Genomic DNA, 18,738 nt, shown 5'->3' on the forward strand with positions numbered 1-18,738 from the left:
GACTGGATGCTGCTCGGCACCTCCATGGGCGGAGCCCGTCCGAAAGCTGTCGTCGAAGATGACCACGGATTCTGGATCGCAAAGTTCAATCGTCCGGACGACCGCTGGAACAACACTCGCGTCGAACGCGCGATGCTCGAGTTGGCCAAGGTTTGCAGCGAAGGACGTTCTTCTCGTCAAGCGCTTTGATCGCACGTAGACGGGCAAGGGATATTTGCGTTCGCGGATGATCAGCGGGCTAACCGGTTTGCGAGCTGATGAAGCCGTCGAGATGCGCGATCGCTGGTCCTATGTGTTGATGGCGGAAGAGATGCGCCGGGTCACGGAGGAGCCGGGAAAGGATGCGAAAGAACTTTTTCGACGCATGACGTTCAATGCACTGATTTCCAACGTCGACGATCAGCCGGCCGCGTGCATCACTACGGACGCGACCGACTTCGTTCAAGGAGTGCAATGAGCTCGGCCATTATGGCTTGCCTTTCTTGGCTTTCGCCACAATGGCATCCAGATCGACGGCGGACTTCGGGGCGGCGTGGCCCGAGGAGAGATTGCTGTCTGCATCGAGCTTGATGCCGAGAGCATCAAGGACGCGAAGGATGAGCCCGAGTTCTGCGCGCTGGTGGCCATGCTCGACTTCGATGATCCATTGGCGACTGACACCAACCTGTTTAGCTAGCGTCGACTGATCGAGCTTGAGGCGCTTGCGCCGGTCGCGGATGACGGCGCCAAGATCGGCTGCGGTACGTGTGAGCATGGAACATCCAAATGTCAGCGATCGCTTACATTACCGTGTCGCCGTTCGCTGACAATCGGAAATGTCAGCGTTTGACAACATTTTAGAATGTCGCCGATCGACGACATCTGCGCCGGGATGTCCAATCATTTGAGACGCCGACAGCGGCTTAGTTTGGCATTGACCAAGCAAGCGGCGACCCCGCTCGACCGCAGCTGGGTTTTTTCCGCTTTTGGTTTTCCGACCGTTGCCAGGGACCTCGCCCGTTGAGAATCGACTTGGGGAGTTAAGTTGGGTTATGTGAACGTTTCGGTTGATCCATTGGTCACTTATGTCCTCTTCGGCCCTTTTTTGGATAGTTTCTTCGGAACCATTCGAACCGTGTTGACATTGTGTACACGAATGCAATATAACGCTTCATAAGAAGTGAGGAGTAACCGCAATGGAAGCAGCACTACAGCGCCCTGCGGCGCGAGTAAGGTCGCGCCGCGTCCGGAGCGAAACCAATATCCACATTCGCGCTACCGCACAGGTAAAGCACTTGATCGATACCGCTGCAGTGGCGGTGGGCAAGACGCTTAGCGAATTCATGCTGGATAGTGCGCGGCAACATGCCATCGATGTGCTTTTGGACCAAAGGTTATTTGTCCTTGATCCAGAGAAGCACGATGCCTTCTTGAATGCACTTGATAACCCGCCTCCGGCCGGGACCAAGTTGAAGGCACTGATGAAGCGTAAGCCGCTTTGGCAGAAGTAATCGAACATCCGAGGAAGCGTGCGGGCATAACCTCCCCCACGCTTCTCAAGCCGACGCATGACTTTAGCCGCTTTGATTGCGGTAATGAAGCCCTGACCGATTGGTTGAAGAATCGCGCCCTCGACAGCGAGGGCAAGACTGCTCGCACCTATGTTGTTTGCGAGGGCAATTCGGTCGTAGGCTACTACTGCATCGCCTCTGGAAGTGTTGAGAGGGCTGCAATTCCCAAGCCGCCCATAAAAAGGCACGGACTCCCAAATCCCGTACCTGTAGCCATTATAGGCCGCTTGGCGCGAGATCTTACCTACAAGGGCAAGGGGCTCGGCCAAGACCTGCTTCAACATGCCCTCCACCAAATCGTTCACGCATCTGAAACGATCGGTATTCGCGCCATCCTGGTACACGCGATCGATGAGAAGGCTGCCGCTTTTTGGAAAGAAGCGGAATTCATAGAAAGTCCGATTGGGTCCCGAACATTTTTCCTCCCTATCGAAACTGCCATCGACGCACTCTAATGGCGTCACAATCCAACTGCCCCAGTACCGAATGGCCGAGCCGCTCCTGGACCACCTTAGGCGCCGCAATTCAAGCCCGCCATCAACCTTGCGGTTTATATATCAGCTCGCAAAGAAGTGCCGAAAGAGAGTGAAGCCCGGATATTTTGCGGCGTCCATGGCCTTCTCGTTGGAGCCTTACCTAACTTGGTGATACCGGCGGCGATTTGCACCGGTCACAGGGCCCCGTTTGACCATGTAATCGCGGGTGACGATCTCGACGTCCTTCACCGGACTGGAAACACCGATCCGAGATCGGGCTTGGGACATTGCAGCCTCCATTCACGCAACGCATTGAATGCGATCGGCGGCAATGGGACGAACGCTCCTCCGAGCCTGATTTCGGGCGGCCGAGCTGATTGTATTCGTCGGCGCGCTCATGAACATGAAACTTACGCTTGGTGAAATCGACATTGACCCCTGCCTGCCCCACAATTCCGACGCGGAAAGGCCAGTGAAGATCACGGTCTGGGAAATTGAGCCTTGGCTGGAGTTGCTGCCGTTCACGGCGGCCGGAATCCGTGCGACGGTTTGGCGAAGGTCAACCTCAGACGCCCCATCTCAAACGCGCAGAAACAGTTAGGCCGACAAAGGGATCACGCCTTCATTGCGAAGTCGCCAGCGCTTAACACCCATGATGGCCTTTGGCTCCGGTACCATTGCCTCGTTTCGAGTGTTGCGCACCGGCCTTTACGAGCAGTGGACACTATCGAGCTATGTGGGCACGCGCTTCTGGCTGTCGGCGATTTGGCTACGTCTTTGCCTTGCGGCGGACGCTGGCGCGATGCCGGATCTCGACGAAACCATTCGGCTCCTTTTTGGAAACGATCTGGCGTAGGATTTCCAGAAGCATGTCGATCACCTCGGATGCCACTCGCGTTGGCGGACGATCGGCAAGGTAAATGAGGTCCAGATCGCTTCTGATTTCGGGGGTGACAATGGGGCTGGCGCTCAAGACGCCAGTCTCGAGCTCGTATTTGACAGCGCCGAAGGGGAGGACAGCGGGAGCAAGGCCCTGTCGCACGAGGTCTTTCAGAAGGGTAACGGAATCGATCTCCAGCACCGTGGATACGGAGAGATTGAGGCCAGCGGCGCCCGCATCCAGCAAACTTCGGATCGGATTTTGAGCCGACGGAAGCAGCAGAGCATGTTCAAGGAGGCTCGCAAGGCCGACCGGATCGCCAGCGAACATCCCTGGTGGCCCGATGGCGAACAGCCGCTCGACGGCAAGGCACTCACTGACGAGGCGCGGGCTATCTGGCTGAAGGCCGTTGACTAATGCGACATCGATCGAGCCGGTCAGCACCCAGTTTTGCAAATAAGCGCTATATCCCTCAAGTAAGCGCGGACGAACGCGAGGCAGACGTTCGCGACAGGCCCTGATGAGCTCCGCTCCCGCCATGGCGATAACCGACGGCGTGGCTCCGATAATCACGTCGCCGGTCAGGTGTTTTCCTTCGGCCATGACCTCCTGACGAACAAGCTCCACGTCGCGCAGGATTTGGGATGCGCTTCGGTGCAGCATGAGGCCTGCTTCCGTCATCTGCATGCCTCTCCCGTCTCGGTCGAACAGCGGCGTTCGCAGTTCGTCTTCGAGAGCACTGATTGACCGGCTGATGGCAGGGCCTGCTACGCCGAGGTGAGCCGAAGCGCGGGCGATGCTCTTCAGATCCGCGACGAAAACGAAGTACCGAAGCTGTCGTAGGTCCATGGCTTATGAACGGGCGAATTGATACATAGCAAATGCCGTTCGGCTTGTGCGGACGGGACCGCGACAGCTCTGCAACCAACCGTCAAACCGAGCTTGCCGCATGAATTTTTGGCCCTCACATGTTAGCCACTCAGCTTATGCGAGCCTGGCAGAGCGCACCAGTAGACGTTGGTTTCTTCCTCGCCCATTCGCCAGCTAGCTTGGGCAAACGCATCGCAAGGGCGGCGGCTGCCGAGCTCTCCGGCATCGTAGGTATGAATGGGTCTGCGGGGCCTGAACGGCGATCTGCGAAAAGGACCGCGAGAACGTGCTTCGTTGAGCCGCAATCCGCAGGACCCCTTTCCGACCTTGACGCCTGGTGAGCAAGGATGGCAAGGCGCGTGCGGCGGCAACTCTTTCGACCGCGGCTCGTTCTCGCCCAGTGCAAGTTGGATATTCGGCAATGTCAGTCCGAGCGTCTCAAGCCTGAGGAGACTAAATCGCAGCTAGGCAGCAGGATAATCAACTAGTATTGTATGATACCAATTACCGAATTAGTACAAGGAATTACTGCGTGAAGGTTTCCAAAGTCCAGCGCGTACCGGCCAAGGCCGCACCGCTCCGGCAACAGGTCGCAAGCAATCTGCGCACCGCCATCATTGATGGCCGCTTTCAACCAGGCGAGCGGTTGAAGGAAGGCGAGCTGTGTGCATGGACCGGCGTCAGTAGGACTGCCGTCCGTGAAGCCCTGCGGCAACTGGAGGCCGAGGGCATCGTCGACAACATCCCCAATCAAGGACCCGTGGTGGCGCGGGTATCCCCCGACGAGGCGCGGCAACACTATGAAGTCAGGGGTATGCTGGAAGGGCTGACGGCAAGGACCGCCGCCGAGCGGATCTCTGAGCGCGAAATCAAGGACTTGCACCGGCTCAAACGAGATTTGGACCGCGCCTTCAAATCAGGTAGCGTTGCTAAGGTGCTCGAATGCAAGAATCAGCTCGACGAATTCCTGATGAGCGTTTCGGCCAACAGCGTCGTCAAGGGCTTCGTGAGCGTCATTCGCGCACGTCTCAGCTATCTTCGTCCCATTGTTCTGTCGCAGCCCGAACGCCTGAAGGAAAACGCTGTCGAGGTCCATGCGATAATCGACGCGATCATCACACGGAAGCCGCAGGCGGCGTGGCAGGCTGCCGTCAATCACGTCAACATGGGCGCGAGAGCAACCCTCAAGGTGCTGGAGCAGCTGGAGGTGGCGGCGGAACACCAGGCCGCGCTGGACGCGGAAGCCGCGCTTCGGGCGAAACGTCCGCGGGGACGGCCGCGCCGTGACGCGGCACCAAATAATCCGGTCGGTAGGGTGACGATGTAAAAACCGGTCCGCGCGATGGTCTATCTGCTATCCACCCTCGGCCTGGAGACCGTTGTCTCGAACCACCTGCCCCCAAATATGCGCCTGCTCCGCGTAAAAGTTGCGCATGTAGTCCGGATCGCTCGCAGCGACCGTCAGCCCCATCGCGTTGATCCGTCCCGTCACGCTGGCGTCCTTCAGAACCGCGCGCATCTCTGTATTGAAACGCGCGATGATCTGTTTGGGCGTCTTCCCGGGCGCATACAGTCCCCACCAAGGCGTCGCGACGAGATCGGGAAACCCGCTTTCGGCGAGCGTCGGTACGTCGGGAAGGGTCGGGTGGCGTGTTGCGCCGGTCTGAGCGAGAGGGCGCAGCAACTTGGCGTCGATCTGGCTGTTGAGCACCGTGGTCGCTGCGATGATCAGGTCAATATGTCCCGCAATCGCGTCGTTCACCGCGGGGGCTGCTCCCTTATAGGCAACGTGGCTCCACTGCGCGCCGGAGCGTTTGGCAAGCAGCAGCATCGTGAGATGGCCAAGACTCGCCGTTCCAGCCGACGCAAATGCGAAGCCGCCCTGCTTGGCTTTCGACGCAGCGATCAACTCAGCCAAAGTCTGGTAAGGGCGTGACGGCTGACAGGCAATGATGTTCGGCGCCGTACCGACCAGCATGACCGGATCCAGATCTGTCTCGGAATTATATGGCAGGCTCGGCTGCGTCACCGGGTTGGTCGCGTGAGTATCGAATACGAACAGCCACGTGCGGCCATCTGGCGGTGACTTCGCCACTGCCGCCGCGCCGATGCTGCCCGCTGCGCCCGGACGGTTTTCGATGATGATCGTCGTTCCCAGTCTCTGCTGCAAACCCGGCTGAACCAGACGGGCGATAGCGTCCAGCGTTCCGCCGGCAGGAAACGGGATGATGAACTTCATCTGACCCGCAGGCCAGTCCTCTGCCCTGGCAACAAAGGGGGTGGCGAGTGCGCCGGCGAGCACGGCACGTCGTGTCAGTTGTCCCATGTGTTTCTCCCGAGGTGATGATCGAGAACAAGACTTCGGACCAACAGTTCGGGGGGTGGCCCAGGACGGCATGCAAGCGTCGCCGGCCCCGCCCATTCTCCTTATCGCTGCGCAAACGTTGCGATCGGCCCTGCAACAGGTTTTCCGCGGTGCCAGACCGCCGAGATCTTGTGGACGTTGGCTATGTCGGCCGATGGATCGGCGTCGAGCACGACGAGATCGGCGAGCTTGCCAGCTAGCAGGACACCGCGGTCATCCAGCTTGAGCAGCTTCGCCGCGCCGCTGGTCGCGATGGTCAGCGCCTGCATCGGCGTGAGGCCGGCTTCAACCATGAGATCGAGCTCACGATGTTCGGCAATGCCGGGGAAACGCAGGCCCACGCCGGAATCGGATCCGAACCCGATGCCGATACCTGCCTTGTAAAGCGTCATCAGGTTCTTCTGGTTCATCGCCAGCGCCTTGCGGGCGCGCTCGGAAGCTGGTGCGTCATGGACCTTCTGCTGCCAAGCCGGATCCTCCAATTGCGTCTTCACGGCGGGATCCAGTGCCCGGTTCACGAACGGATCCGCCGAGACCTGCGGCTTGTCGGCAAAAATGAAATTTGAATCGTCGAGCGCCAAGGTGGGAACGTACCAGGCGGCATTCTTCTTCATCAATTCGATCGTCGGCGGATCGATCTCTTTGTCACGGATGCCGTGCGCCAGAATGTCAGCGCCGGCCTTCAGGGCGGCCTGAGCATCTTCGAGGTCGTTGATGTGGAAGGCGACCCGAAGCGCGTTCTTGTGGGCCTCGTCGACGGCGGCGGTATAGACCTCCGGCTTCACTTTGACTGGCAGCAGCTTGCCGAAGTCGTCAAGCCAGATCTTGATCAGGTCGGTCTTGCGTCCCGCCATCTCCCTCACCGCTTCGCGCGCTGCGTCGGGCGTATCCGGGCGATAGATCTGGTTCGGGCCGACGGGAACGATCGCCACGGGCGGTGCTCCCATCGCAACCCCAATGCCGCGGTCGGCGCCAAAGATGTCGGCCCCTGGCGCCTTGCCGGCATGTAGATCCGCTCGCAGATCGTAGAATTCAGGTGCGTTCAGGCCCAGCGACGTGATCGTGGTGACGCCATAGGCCTCCCACTGTCGAAGTTGGGACAAGATGTAGTCGCGATTATAGTTGTCCGGACTCGCCTTGAGGCCCCTGACGATACCCACATGGGAATGATCCGAGATCATGCCGGGGATGATGGACTTGCCCTTGAGGTCAACGACATCGGCATCGGATGGCACCGGCACCGCCGTTACGGACCCAACGGCCGCGATGCGTCCGTCGCGAATGACCAAGACGGAATCGGGAAGCGGCTTTCCACCCGCTCCGTCGATCAGAGTGGCTCCCTTCAGGACGACTGACTTTGTTTGCGCCTGTCCCGGCATGCCCGATAGACACAGGCCCGCGATGGCCAAGATGACGACCGATGCGGCTCTCATGCGGCGCTCCTCCCTGTTTCCTCGTTCCCCACGGGTTGGTCCCAGGGGCCATTAAATCTTATAGTACTATATTACGAGCAATTAGCAATTGATCCCGAGACGATGCGCCCTGGATCACCTAACTCAGCGATTTATCGCAGCACGAACGGATAGGGCTCGTCGCCGCTGCTCATCCAGACGGTCTTGGTCTGCATGTATTCGTTGATGGCCTCGATGCCGTTTTCGCGACCGAGACCGCTGCGCTTGTAACCGCCGAACGGGGCCATGTAGCTCACCGTGCGGTAGGTATTGACCCAGACCATGCCGGCCTTTAGCCGGTCAGCCATGACATGGGCGCGCTTCATGTTCTGCGTCCAGACGCCTGCGGCCAGACCAAAGAGGATGTCGTTGCCGATCTCGACGGCTTCCTCCTCATCGCGAAATGGGATCACGGACAGGATCGGGCCGAACACCTCCTCCTGCGCGATCCTCATGCTGTTCTTGACGCCGGTGAAGACCGTGGGCTCGACGAAGAGACCCTTGCCGCATTCCGGCCGATGGGCACGATCGCCTCCGAGTGCCAGATGCGCGCCATCCTTCTTGCCGATCTCCATATAGGCGAGGACCTTGTCGAACTGCGGCCGGTTGGCGACCGGCCCGACCTGTGTTTCGTTCTGCATTGGATCGCCCATCTTGATCGTGGCCGCCGCCTTCAGGAGCTTTTCGACGAAGGCGTCGTGGACAGATTCCTGTACCAGCATTCGCGAACCGGCGATGCACGCCTGCCCGACGGCCGCGAAGATTCCGGCAATGGCGCCGTTGACCGCATTGTCGAGATTGGCGTCGTCGAACACGATATTGGGCGACTTGCCGCCCAGCTCCAGGCTGACGCGTTTCAGGCCGCGCGCAGCGCCCTTGTAGATCTTCTGGCCGGTGGCATCGGAGCCGGTGAACGCGACCTTGGCGACCTGAGGATGCTCGACCAGCGCCGGCCCGACCTCATTGCCAAAGCCGGTAACCACGTTGATGACCCCAGGGGGGAAGCCCGCCTCCTCCACCAGCGCCATCATCTCGAGGAGCGATGCGGAGGTGAATTCCGAGGGCTTGAGCACCACGGTATTTCCGGCCGCCAGCGCCGGCGCAAGCTTCCAGGCGACCAGCATCAACGGCGAATTCCAGGGGATGATACCGACGACGACGCCGACCGGCTCGTGCTTGGTGTAGGTGAACATGTTGGGCTTGTCGATCGGGATGACCGAGCCCTGAATCTTGTCCGCGAGGCCGCCGAAGTAATAGTACCATTGCGGAATGTAATTGAGCTGCCCTCGCATCTCGCTGATCAGCTTGCCGTTGTCCCTCACTTCGATCTCGGCGAGCCGCTCTGCATTCGCCGCGATCAGGTCCCCCAGCTTGCGCATCAGCGCGCCGCGCTGCGTTGCATTCAGCTTGGGCCACGGCCCCACATTCATCGCCCGATGCGCCGCCTGGACTGCGCGCGCGGCATCCTCGGCATTGCCGCGCGGGATCAACGCCCATGGCTCGGCGGTGTAGGGATTCATGGTCTCGAACCACTCGCCCGAGGCCGGATCCTCCCACTTTCCACCGATATACATCTGGTACTTCTTCACGGAACGCCTCCCTGCAGCATAAATATCTGGAATCATAATATCGTATTATTGGCTTTTAGTGAGGTCAAGCTATTGCTTACTACGCGCCCTGAGGGAGGTTTGACAAAATATCTTTTGCAATAATACGGTATGACATACTTTATTGACGTTGCAGGTCGACGAACCCGCGCGGGGAGGACTAGAATGACAAACAACGTGGCCACCGACATCACCGCTGCGCTAAAGCATGCCGGTGTCGAGAACTTCTTCCTCCTCACCGGCGGCGACCAGCCGTTGTGGATCGCGCTTCGCGATGCCGGAATTCGAATGGTGGTCGCACGCAGCGAGGCCAGCGCGGTCTACATGGCGGACGGTTATGCCCGCGCCAGCGGCCGCGTCGCGCCGGCCTATGGGCAGGCCGGGCCCGGCGCCGCCAACGTCGCGGCCGCACTGGCAGATGCCGTCTGGGCCCAATCGCCGGTATTCGCGCTGACAGGAGCGACCGCGACGCAAGCCCTGCACATGAACGAGTATCAGGACCTCGACCAACATGTCATTTTCCAGCCCGTCACGAAGTGGAACGGTGCCGTCGCCGCTCCTGAGATGACAGGGAGTCTCGTCTCGCAGGCGCTTCACATCGCGGCGACACCGACATGCGGACCCACCCATCTCGACGTGCCGAAGAATTTCTTCGCGCTGCCCGGGGACCCGCAAACCGCGAACCGGCTAGAACGTTCCTACTCAAATGCCGCCAGCAAGGTGCGTGCGCTCGGCACCGAGGTTGCTACGGCGCTCGACCTCCTCAAGCGCGCGGAGCGCCCGGTTCTGTTTGTCGGCGAGGGCGTGCGGCTTGCCGGCGCGTGGGCCGAACTGGCACTGCTGTCGGACCTTGCGGGCATCCCGATCGTCGCCACGGCTGGCGGCAAGCCGGCCATTCTGACGTCACACCCGAATTTCTGCGGCATCGTCGGACGCTATTCCTCGGTGAGCGCCAACAAGCTCGTGGCAGAGGCCGATTGCGCCCTCGCTCTCGGGACCCGATTGGGCGGACTGGCAACCAACGGCTACACTTTGCCGAGCCGCAAGGCGACCGTGATCCAGATCGACCATGATCCGGCTTCCCTCATTAACACCTACGCGCCACGCCTCGGTGTCCGCGCCGACATCAAGATCTTCCTCACCGACCTACTTGACCTCGTTAAACAGCAGAATTTGCGGACATCGTCCGCCTGGCTGGACCGCTGCCGCCGCGATACTGATAAATGGACAGCTAATCACCGCGAACAACTCGCTGCGTCAGGTGGCAACACGGCCCTCTCCCCGCTTTCGGTGCTCGACGAGCTCTCCCGCTATGGCAGCGAGATCACGCTGGTCGCAGACACAGGTTACATGGCTGCCTGGACCGGCGTGCTGTTCCCGACGCTGCGTTACGACGCCTTCTTCCGCGCAGTCGGATCGCTCGGCTGGGCGCTCCCCGCCTCGCTCGGCGTCCAGATCGCGCGATCGGAGAAGGTGGTATGCATTACCGGCGACGGCGGCGCCGGCTATCACCTGGCTGATGTCGAGACGGCGGTTCGCTACAGGCTGCCGGTCGTGATCATCGTCATGAACAACAGCGCGCTCGCCTTCGAATATCACGAGAAATATCGCTGGAAGGGAAATGTGGTTGCGGAAGCGAACGATTTCGGGCGCGTCGACTTCGCCGCGGCCGGAATCGCGCTGGGTGCAAGGGGCGCACGCGCCACCAATCGCGAGGAATTTGTGGCAGCCATGGCGGTCGCAATGAAGGCATCCAATCCGTTCGTGATCGACGTCGTCATCGACAAGGAAGCCTTTCCGCCCGTCACCAATTTCGATGCCGTGATGGAACGGAAGCTCTAGATTGGCGGACGGCGCGCCGGAGGAGCGGGCACGCCGTCAGCGATCCAACCTACGACAATCAACAATCATAAAGAACCAGGGTGGAACCATGAAGACCCGTCGAGCTATTGTTGGAGTTGCCGCGGTCGGCCTGTTGCCGCTGACCGCCCCCTCTGTCGTCCGAGCGCAAAAGGCCACGATCCGCTGGCGCCTGGCGTCCAGCTATCCCAAGAACCTCGACACCATTCACGGTATCGCCGTTCGCCTTGCCAAGCACGTCGAGGAGATGACGGATGGCGGCTTCCAGATTCAGGTGTTCGGCCCCGGGGAAATCGTGCCAGGCCTGCAGGTACTCGATGCCGTGCAGAGCGAAACGGTCGAGATAGGACACACGGCATCGATCTACTACAGCGGCAAGAACAAGGCGTTTGCGATCGACACCGGGCTGCCGTTCGGAATGACGCCACGCCAGCATCTGTCGTGGATGTATCGCGGCGGCGGGCTCGAACTGTTCAGGGAGTTCTTCAAGTCCTACGGCGTCGTGAACTTTCCCGGCGGCAGCACGGGCGTGCAGATGGGCGGTTGGTTTCGCCGCGAGGTCAATACGCTCAATGATCTGAAGGGCCTCAAGATGCGCATCCCCGGCATTGCGGGCGACGTGGTCGCACGCCTCGGCGTCGTTCCTCAGAACATTGCCGGCGGCGACACCTATGCTGCACTAGAAAGAGGCACGATTGACGCGGTCGAATGGGTCGGCCCCTACGATGACGAGAAGCTGGGCTTCAACAAAGTCGCAAAATATTACTATTACCCGGGCTGGTGGGATTGCACGGGGCAGTTGGCCTTCTATGTAGGAGCGAAGGCTTGGTCGGCCTTGCCTGCTCATTATCAGCGGGCATTCGAGGTGGCCGCCGCGGAGGCCTCCTGGGACATGCTGTCGCATTACGACGCCAGCAACATGGCGCCGCTGCGTCGGCTGATCGCAAACGGCACCGAGCTCAGGCCATTCTCGCGCGAGATCATGGAGGGCGGCTATCGCGCGGCATTCTCGCTCTACGCCGAAGAGACGGAGAAGAATGCCGAGTTTCGCAAGATCTACAGCGAATGGCTGAAGTTTCGTGAGGACATCGTGACCTGGTTCAGGGTCGCAGAAGCGAGCTTCGAATCCAATCTGTATAGCTTGTACAAGACGTGACCGGATCGGTCTCTAGGGCTCGGGGGCCCGCGCTTCGCATCGGCAACTCAGGCGACTTCCAGCAGCCGCGTTCAAACGATGCCCAAGAAGTTTCGTGCTGGCTATCCTTCTTGGACTGGCTGCGGCCGAATATGGATCGTGAGGGTCTTACCGCGCACGCTCCGTCATCCCCTCGAACTGTGTGCGGTAACACAACTCTGGGCCCTGACGCGATATATATAGTGCTACGCCGCAGAGTTCTTACTCGGCAACGACGCCCAGTAACGAATTCAGCACGAACACAGGACAGCCCGAGCCGGCGCATGCGGAGTAGGTTGGTGCCGCCGGAAGGCGATGCAATCATGTTGGACGGATTGGGACCGCCAAAACCGCTCGGCGCCGGGGCGGCAACTCCGGCAGACCTTGTCACCCGCCCATGGGACTGACTTTCCGCATTTTATAGCCAAATTGCCGGGCTGGCTCCACGTGAATACGCAAGCAAGGCGTAACTTAAGAAGGCACGGCAATGATCTGCTCGCTGTGAATTTCGCTATTCCGAGCGAAGGAATTGAGCAGAAGGCGCGCAAGACCGGTGGCTCGTGCGCCGAACCCGAGCAGATCAGAACCGACGTCGACCGCCACGCCGCCGAACCGAGAGTCTACAGATGCATCCTAGCTGCGCCGCGAAAAGCGACGGCTAGCACCATTCGCACATGATCGAAGAAGGCCTGGTCGGAACCTCGAAAAGTGGGATTAAGGTGCCGTTCCGGGCCGCCATTGAATGGCTAGCCATTGAGCTTGGCTGAGTTGTGCAGGCGTGAGATTATTGGCTACCGCGTCTCTTGTTCGAAGGTAATACGGGCGCCGTAGCTGAGGAGCGTGGGCGGCAGCCAAATTCAGCCACATGTACGCAAGAACGCCATCCTGCGCAACGCCATGCCCCTTATCGTAGGAGAGGCCGAACAAATATTGGCCTGTCGGATCACCGCATGCGGCTGCCGTGTGGTAATACGCCGCGGCTATCTCGTAGGACTGCGGGACATTGAAGCCATGTTCGTGCCTGAAGCCCAAGACAGCTGCGGCTCGAGCGGACCGGCATGCTTCAATCGCACCGCCCGCCGCCGAAACATGTCGCCGCGCGAATGAGCGCCCGTTTTCGGAGAGTTCGGCGCCGAACACGTTGCCGATAGTCCACAGTGTGAGGAACAAAGTTCCGATCAGGGGGCGTGCATTCTTCATAGATGTTCCCGAGTCGATTTGCAATCTGCAACGATCATTCGAACCTCACCAGACCTTCCATATCAGCCATGTGACCCAAATGGCTGGCGCGAAGAACAGACCGAACGGCAGCCGGGTGATGGCTTGGATGCTGTCGCGACGGAGAAGCGCCGCAATTCCGCAGGCGATTAAAGCTGATCCGGCCGCGACCTCGATTGCGATTGGAATCAGATTCCAATCGAGCCAGACTCCAGCAACGCCGGCGAGTTTGACGTCCCCCAACCCGATGCCGTCGCGCAGACGGACGGACCTGTAGGCGATGCGCAATAGCCAGAACATCGCGGCTAATGCCGCTCCGCGCGATGCTGCCGTCGCGAGCGTCGGCACCATCCAGTCTGGAGGTTGCACGAACACGTTTGCCAATCCGAGTACAAGCGCCAGGATGGTCAGTTCGTCTGGTATTACGAAGAGTCGCGCATCTATAACGGCGATTGCGATGGCAACGGCGGAGAATGCCGCCCCGAGGAGGCCTGCGGAGCTCGGATCCGCTGCGACGCTCGTCGCCATGCAGACGGCGCAGAGGACGAATGCCGCCGTGACCGTGACGTGGGTCGGTGCTCGGAACGTGAGAAACTTTTGCGAGCAACGCGAGAGGCGTTCCGGCATTTTCCTCGTTGCTCCTTCATTGAAGTAGTGGCGGTTGTCTTCCCTTGGAAGGAAGGGACTCGACCGTTCCGCGCAGCTTTGCCCGAAACTCCTCGGCGACGTAGTGGGCGGCAATGCTGTCCCGAATGACTTGCGGACGGATGAAGATAATGAGCTCGGTCCGGGTCGTCGTCTTGTTCTGGTGCGACAGGAGGTCGCCAATTTTCGGTATCTCGTCGAGAACCGGAATCCCACCACGATCGACTTCAGTGTTTTCCTGAATGAGGCCTGCCAAGAGTACGGTTTGCCCGTTCGGCACGGCGACAGAGCTCTTCACTTTGCGTTGCGAGACGGTCGGCGTGAGCGAGTTCGCGGTCGCGTTCGTCGCCTGACTGATTTCTTGCTCGATATCGAGGCGCACGTTGCCGTCGGGACTAACCCGAGGAATGACGCGCAAGATAATGCCGGTGTTGCGATAGTCGATTGAGTTGATGATCGTGTTGTTGGTGCCGGTCGCCGAATTGAGAACGTTGCCGGTGCCGGTCGATACCGGGATCTCGTTCCCAACGAGTAGTGTGCCGACCTGATTGTCGATCACAACCAGCGAAGGGTTCGATAATATCTTGACATCTGTCACCGCGTGCAGCGCATCTATGATCATGTTGGGCTGCGCCTCAGGGCCGACGAGGAAATTAAAGCCTGGGAAGGCGCGGTTAAGGAAAGCGGATGCGACGCCATTGAGGACGCTCGACTGCTGTCCTGGGGGGGAGCTTGGGACGTTCAGGGCGGAGCCTCGATCGGGAGCCATACCGAGGTTTTTGCTTTGGATGAAAAATTGAACCCCGTAGCTCAGATTGTTGTTGAGCGTAACTTCAGCGATGGTCGCATCGATCGCGACTTGAGCCTGCGGTTGGTCGAGCTGGCGTATGGTCTGTTCGACGGTCCGGTAATTCTGAGCGTTCGCATAGATAAGCAGGGAGTTCGTGGAAACGTCGGCTGCGATGCGAATCCCCTCCATCACGGGCCTGCCGCTAAGGCCAGCGCTCTGTAGCTCCGAGCCGCCAGTGTCGTTCCCTGTTCGCGATCCGCCCCCGAGTGCGCCTCCGCCGAAATCAGTATTGCCTTTTGTGCTTGTGGAGGAGCTGGAAGTCGTTGAGATGGCTGGTAGTCGGTCGGCATTGGACGATGTCCTCACCAAACCGCTCCCAGGCGCGACCTGTCCCGCCGCGCTGTCGGTTGCATTTGAGCTGCCTCCGCCGAAGATTTCGCCGAGCACTTTCGCGAGCTGCCGGGCGTCGCCGTACTTGACCCGGCGGACATGTACAACAACACGGGCAGGATCTGATGCGTCGAGTCGGCCAATCCAAGTCTGGACCGTTCGCAGGAGCTGCGGCTTGGAGGTTACCGCCAAAATCGCGTTGCGGCGCTCCATTACCTGAAACTTGACAAGATCGTGCCCAACGTCGCCTTCCTTTGAATTCAAGATTTTTTCGAGTTCTGTCAGGACAGGCTCAGGAGCGCTGTTCTGGAGTGGAAAGATACCGACTGACTGCCCCCGCATCCAATCAACGTCGAAACCAACAGCCGTATCGACGACCGTGCGACGCTCGGGCCCTGTGCCCTGAACCAGCAGCATGTTGCGAGCCTTATCCACGCGAACCGCACCGGGCTTCGTAGCAAAACTATCCAGGAGCTGCATCAGCGTCCCGGCCGATATGTATTGAAGCGGCACGACAGAGACGCCAAATCCCGGCTCCACGTTTGCAGGCTGCGAATCAAGACTGCCGGCTGCGAGTGCCTCTGTCTGTGGGACAATTCGATAAGCGGCGCCGTCGCGGACGAGCGCGACTCCTGCCAATCGGAGCGCACTCTCGAACACGAACAGCAAGTCCTGCTTCGGAACCGGCCTTCCCGACGCAATATTGATATTGCCCTGAGCACGCGGGTCGATTGTGTAGCTCGTCTTCAGGATGTCGCCGAGTACAGTTTTTGCAACCGACGCAATCGTGGCGTTTTCGAAATTCAGTTCATACCCGGGACCGGTGCCGGTACTCGTCGCCGGGGCCACGATTGCCTGCATAGAAGAGACCGGCTCGGCCGAAAAGAGTTGGGCGCGACCTGGCCGGACAGTGCCTTGCAGATCGGCTTCTGCGGTGCGTTCCGGAAATCGGGGAAGCAGATCCTGATTACGAACCTCATCCATTACGTCAGGTTTGGTGTGAGTGTCCTGCCACGTGAGTGGCGCGCCGCATCCCGTCAGAGCCCCCGCGGCAACTAGGGCAATTGTCTTCTTCAGCTTCGCGCCACATCGCAAACGGTGCAGGCGTGTCAACATAGCGCGTAGCCTCTCACTCTCTCGCGTCTTCATTACAAATGCGAGCAGATCGTCGAGCGCGTGAACCGCGCGGCGCCCAATCTTCTCAATGATTGACGTTACTCCTTATGTTGTTGTCGCAACGGCTAAGCCGCATGCAACAATATCGCTGCACCGACACTTTCGTTTCGCCCGTGACAATTCTGCAAAGCAATGTCTCCGCGCGCGAAATCGCTCATAAGACAGCTTGTTCAGCGTCGAGCGGCGACTTCATTCGGTTGAGCAAGGCTGTAATTGCCTCTAACTTAGACATCGCACCGAAACCTTGTTTGAGTATTGCGCATCCCAACCGACCGGTTGAACGTTGGGATTGAGATAAGCATCGCCGAGAAGTTCCCGTTGAGCGGCGGCATCGCCTGGCCGTGCGACGACGAGCGCGCAGTCTTTGGGTGCCTTCGTCATGATGACGGCGTCTCCTTCTTGGAAATCGAACTCGATCTCGTCTGTTTCATCGAAGAGCTCGAGCGTGAAATTGCTGTTGCTCACGGGCTGCTTGAAGTTGAGAGCCATATGCAATGTTAGCACCGATCCATCCCACTCGAGCCATGAATCGGATGCGCCATCGAATGGCTGCTTGGTGCCATTGACGCGCGCGAACGTATAGAAGTCAGACGCGCGCAGCGAATTAACCGTCGCCCTGGCCAGCGGATCAAGCTGGTCACGCCCGAGGTGTGGGGCGCTTTCGTTGAGGCCGCTACTTCGCAATGCCGTCACCGACGTTTCCCTATCGTAGGTCCAAGATACGCGGACGCCGCTGATAGAGCCATTTCCATCAAAGATAACCGCATCATGCATGTGAACCAATATATCCGGATGAGCGTCGACGTGCCTTGCGTGGATGCACACACACAGCGTTGCGACGATTACGAACCAAATCAGAGAGCGTTTCATTGCATCATTTCAGTTGCATCCGGCGCGCGGATCGTGGAAGGGCGCGACGGCTCCTCTTTTCGAGCAGCCGTCGGCGCGGTGGTCACGGCTTCCCGTGGTCGTCGTGGTGGTCGTCTGGATCAGAACCGCAATAATGCTTGATGGCGGGCAGCTTCTTTGGATTGTCCCAGCGCGGGTCCCGAATGTCGTAGACGATGGGCTTTGCGTAATCTTCGGGATCAACGAGCCATCGTGTGTCTGGCCATTGATCGAGTGTCAGGCCGAGGCGCTTAATTTGATCCAGGTATCCGCCGTAAACGGCGGGCGAGATGGATTCCTTGAAGGTCGACCCGGTGGTCAGATGCAACGGAATGAAGATCTTCGGGTTCAGCGCTTGAATATACGCGAAGGGATCACGATAAGAATTGTTATCGAAATTGGCTGTCGCAATCGTACCGGCATCCACATCGGTGGCCGGTAAACTCTTCAGGATGTTCGTGATACGCTGGCCGTCAGCTGGCGTGCCGTTGGGCCACCCGCTTCCCAATCCTTCTTTGAGTGCTCCCGACGAGTTATACCAAGCAAAGGTGAAGTGACGACCTTCGCGCAACACAAAATCGAAAAACAGCGGAATAGGGCCACCCGGACCACCACTGCCGCTGGTAGCAATGTTGATCTGCCCAGGCAGCGTCCCACTTTTCCCGGGCGCAAGCGGCGTTCCGGCCGGAAACAGCCCCGGATCGCGCGGGTCAACCGCATAATAAACGGACGGATTAGGTGCCCGCGGCCAGGTCGGGTCGACCGGGACTGCAACCGAGTGCAAGTGTCGGAAGGCGATTACGCAGGCGTCCGGTTCCAGGAAGTCCAGTTTGACAATTTGGGTGCCGGGAACCGAACCGGTCGTCGTGACCGTGTTGCAGGAGATCGACGCCTTGTGAGGAAACGCCGTAGCCGGATTACCTTGAATCGCCGGGTCGGCCTGCTCGCGCGCGAAATCGGCTTGCAGGGCAACGCAGGTTTCCGCGGTGGCGTAGAGTTTCGCGCCGGTCATCGCAGCGATGTAGGCCGCGTTGTCCGCGTGATCGAAGTGACCATGCCCGATTAGAAGGCCTTCTGGTTTGAGAGCAACCAAATCGCCGATAACGAAGGGCGTGCGGCCCGGCGAAACTTCGAGCCGAGTGACGTAAGTGTCCAAAAGCAAAACGTGGCCGGCAATGGAAGCCGCCAGAGTTGAATTCGAGAGCCACGACAAGATGACCTTGTCGGGACTGACCCGCCCGGACTCGGGATCGACGTTCTCGTCGCCGAAAAATTTCTGACGCGCTGCGATCAAGTCGCCATTGTTTGCGTGAGCCGTGGTCGACAACGCCGAACCTGCCATGAGCGTCGCGGCCAAAGCCAAGGCACACTTGGTTGGGATTGAGTTCCTGCGTAACA

General features: G+C 59.5%; 17 protein-coding genes. 7 read left to right on the forward strand and 10 right to left on the reverse strand.

Going from position 1 to position 18,738, the window contains the following annotated elements; translation table 11 throughout:
- The first annotated feature begins 6 nt into the window (after window positions 1–6).
- Together QY049_RS22070 and QY049_RS22075 are read left to right on the forward strand one after the other, a co-directional pair.
- A complete protein-coding gene (locus QY049_RS22070; protein WP_188637394.1) occupies window positions 7–189 on the forward strand; it encodes a hypothetical protein in 183 nt (60 codons plus the stop codon).
- Between the two features lie 37 nt (window positions 190–226).
- Window positions 227–457 carry a hypothetical protein gene (locus QY049_RS22075; RefSeq protein WP_188637393.1) on the forward strand — a complete coding sequence of 77 codons (231 nt, stop codon included), beginning with the start codon at window positions 227–229 and terminating at the stop codon, window positions 455–457.
- A 9-nt stretch (window positions 458–466) separates the two neighbouring features.
- Here QY049_RS22075 and QY049_RS22080 read toward each other — a convergent pair whose 3' ends face one another.
- Window positions 467–754 carry a type II toxin-antitoxin system Y4mF family antitoxin gene (locus tag QY049_RS22080; RefSeq protein WP_128930087.1) on the reverse strand — a complete coding sequence of 96 codons (288 nt, stop codon included), beginning with the start codon at window positions 752–754 and terminating at the stop codon, window positions 467–469.
- 421 nt (window positions 755–1,175) lie between these two features.
- Here QY049_RS22080 and QY049_RS22085 point away from each other — a divergent pair, with 421 nt between their 5' ends.
- Both QY049_RS22085 and QY049_RS22090 read left to right on the forward strand, forming a co-directional pair.
- Complete coding sequence (locus QY049_RS22085; protein WP_128930086.1) at window positions 1,176–1,490, forward strand: DUF1778 domain-containing protein; 315 nt, start codon at window positions 1,176–1,178, stop codon at window positions 1,488–1,490.
- Entirely contained in the window at window positions 1,478–2,005 is a 528-nt protein-coding gene (locus QY049_RS22090; RefSeq protein WP_128930085.1) for a GNAT family N-acetyltransferase, read from the forward strand. The genes QY049_RS22085 and QY049_RS22090 overlap by 13 nt, the downstream gene beginning before the upstream one ends.
- A 790-nt stretch (window positions 2,006–2,795) precedes the next feature.
- On the opposite strand, the gene QY049_RS22095 is transcribed toward QY049_RS22090, so the two are convergent.
- Window positions 2,796–3,755, reverse strand: coding sequence for a LysR family transcriptional regulator (locus QY049_RS22095; protein ID WP_128930084.1), 960 nt, complete (start codon window positions 3,753–3,755; stop codon window positions 2,796–2,798).
- Between the two features lie 553 nt (window positions 3,756–4,308).
- Here QY049_RS22095 and QY049_RS22100 point away from each other — a divergent pair.
- Window positions 4,309–5,103 carry a GntR family transcriptional regulator gene (locus QY049_RS22100; RefSeq protein ID WP_128930083.1) on the forward strand — a complete coding sequence of 265 codons (795 nt, stop codon included), beginning with the start codon at window positions 4,309–4,311 and terminating at the stop codon, window positions 5,101–5,103.
- Window positions 5,104–5,130: 27 nt separating this feature from the next.
- On the opposite strand, the gene QY049_RS22105 is transcribed toward QY049_RS22100, so the two are convergent.
- The 3 genes from QY049_RS22105 to QY049_RS22115 all read right to left on the reverse strand — a co-directional run bounded on the left by QY049_RS22105 (window position 5,131) and on the right by QY049_RS22115 (window position 9,181).
- The gene (locus QY049_RS22105) at window positions 5,131–6,102 is read right to left on the reverse strand and encodes a tripartite tricarboxylate transporter substrate binding protein (protein WP_164933595.1); all 972 of its coding nucleotides are present in this window, start codon (window positions 6,100–6,102) and stop codon (window positions 5,131–5,133) included.
- Between the two features lie 101 nt (window positions 6,103–6,203).
- Window positions 6,204–7,574 carry an amidohydrolase family protein gene (locus QY049_RS22110; protein ID WP_128930081.1) on the reverse strand — a complete coding sequence of 457 codons (1,371 nt, stop codon included), beginning with the start codon at window positions 7,572–7,574 and terminating at the stop codon, window positions 6,204–6,206.
- Between the two features lie 131 nt (window positions 7,575–7,705).
- The gene (locus QY049_RS22115; RefSeq protein WP_128955150.1) at window positions 7,706–9,181 is read right to left on the reverse strand and encodes an aldehyde dehydrogenase; all 1,476 of its coding nucleotides are present in this window, start codon (window positions 9,179–9,181) and stop codon (window positions 7,706–7,708) included.
- Between the two features lie 129 nt (window positions 9,182–9,310).
- Here QY049_RS22115 and QY049_RS22120 point away from each other — a divergent pair, with 129 nt between their 5' ends.
- Both QY049_RS22120 and QY049_RS22125 read left to right on the forward strand, forming a co-directional pair.
- The gene (locus QY049_RS22120; RefSeq protein ID WP_128930079.1) at window positions 9,311–11,041 is read left to right on the forward strand and encodes a thiamine pyrophosphate-binding protein; all 1,731 of its coding nucleotides are present in this window, start codon (window positions 9,311–9,313) and stop codon (window positions 11,039–11,041) included.
- 88 nt (window positions 11,042–11,129) lie between these two features.
- The gene (locus QY049_RS22125; RefSeq protein WP_128930203.1) at window positions 11,130–12,215 is read left to right on the forward strand and encodes a TRAP transporter substrate-binding protein; all 1,086 of its coding nucleotides are present in this window, start codon (window positions 11,130–11,132) and stop codon (window positions 12,213–12,215) included.
- 732 nt (window positions 12,216–12,947) lie between these two features.
- Here the strand turns inward: QY049_RS22125 and QY049_RS22130 are convergent.
- From QY049_RS22130 to QY049_RS22150, 5 genes are all read right to left on the reverse strand, one after another.
- Window positions 12,948–13,433 carry an SEL1-like repeat protein gene (locus QY049_RS22130; protein ID WP_128930077.1) on the reverse strand — a complete coding sequence of 162 codons (486 nt, stop codon included), beginning with the start codon at window positions 13,431–13,433 and terminating at the stop codon, window positions 12,948–12,950.
- A 45-nt stretch (window positions 13,434–13,478) separates the two neighbouring features.
- A complete protein-coding gene (locus QY049_RS22135; protein WP_128930076.1) occupies window positions 13,479–14,078 on the reverse strand; it encodes an A24 family peptidase in 600 nt (199 codons plus the stop codon).
- A gap of 16 nt (window positions 14,079–14,094) precedes the next feature.
- Window positions 14,095–16,392 carry a type II secretion system secretin GspD gene (gene gspD / locus QY049_RS22140; protein ID WP_128955149.1) on the reverse strand — a complete coding sequence of 766 codons (2,298 nt, stop codon included), beginning with the start codon at window positions 16,390–16,392 and terminating at the stop codon, window positions 14,095–14,097.
- Window positions 16,393–16,671: 279 nt separating this feature from the next.
- Window positions 16,672–17,322: a DUF1007 family protein gene (locus tag QY049_RS22145; RefSeq protein WP_128930074.1), complete on the reverse strand. Its 651-nt coding sequence runs from the start codon at window positions 17,320–17,322 to the stop codon at window positions 16,672–16,674.
- Window positions 17,323–17,404: 82 nt separating this feature from the next.
- Window positions 17,405–18,682 carry an MBL fold metallo-hydrolase gene (locus QY049_RS22150; protein WP_128955148.1) on the reverse strand — a complete coding sequence of 426 codons (1,278 nt, stop codon included), beginning with the start codon at window positions 18,680–18,682 and terminating at the stop codon, window positions 17,405–17,407.
- Window positions 18,683–18,738 lie beyond the last annotated feature (56 nt).

The organism is Bradyrhizobium sp. WYCCWR 13022, from assembly GCF_030435535.1.
In the GTDB taxonomy this organism is placed as follows: Bacteria; Pseudomonadota; Alphaproteobacteria; order Rhizobiales; family Xanthobacteraceae; genus Bradyrhizobium.

Coding starts and splice junctions, on each gene's coding strand:
- QY049_RS22120 (WP_128930079.1), top strand. CDS start 9,311: ATGACATACTTTATTGACGTTGCAGGTCGACGAACCCGCGCGGGGAGG.
- QY049_RS22145 (WP_128930074.1), bottom strand. CDS start 17,322: ATGAAACGCTCTCTGATTTGGTTCGTAATCGTCGCAACGCTGTGTGTG.
- QY049_RS22130 (WP_128930077.1), bottom strand. CDS start 13,433: ATGAAGAATGCACGCCCCCTGATCGGAACTTTGTTCCTCACACTGTGG.
- QY049_RS22085 (WP_128930086.1), top strand. CDS start 1,176: ATGGAAGCAGCACTACAGCGCCCTGCGGCGCGAGTAAGGTCGCGCCGC.
- QY049_RS22150 (WP_128955148.1), bottom strand. CDS start 18,682: ATGGCAGGTTCGGCGTTGTCGACCACGGCTCACGCAAACAATGGCGAC.
- QY049_RS22110 (WP_128930081.1), bottom strand. CDS start 7,574: ATGAGAGCCGCATCGGTCGTCATCTTGGCCATCGCGGGCCTGTGTCTA.
- QY049_RS22125 (WP_128930203.1), top strand. CDS start 11,130: ATGAAGACCCGTCGAGCTATTGTTGGAGTTGCCGCGGTCGGCCTGTTG.
- QY049_RS22135 (WP_128930076.1), bottom strand. CDS start 14,078: ATGCCGGAACGCCTCTCGCGTTGCTCGCAAAAGTTTCTCACGTTCCGA.
- QY049_RS22075 (WP_188637393.1), top strand. CDS start 227: ATGATCAGCGGGCTAACCGGTTTGCGAGCTGATGAAGCCGTCGAGATG.
- QY049_RS22080 (WP_128930087.1), bottom strand. CDS start 754: ATGCTCACACGTACCGCAGCCGATCTTGGCGCCGTCATCCGCGACCGG.
- QY049_RS22070 (WP_188637394.1), top strand. CDS start 7: ATGCTGCTCGGCACCTCCATGGGCGGAGCCCGTCCGAAAGCTGTCGTC.
- gspD (WP_128955149.1), bottom strand. CDS start 16,392: ATGTTGACACGCCTGCACCGTTTGCGATGTGGCGCGAAGCTGAAGAAG.
- QY049_RS22105 (WP_164933595.1), bottom strand. CDS start 6,102: ATGGGACAACTGACACGACGTGCCGTGCTCGCCGGCGCACTCGCCACC.
- QY049_RS22095 (WP_128930084.1), bottom strand. CDS start 3,755: ATGGACCTACGACAGCTTCGGTACTTCGTTTTCGTCGCGGATCTGAAG.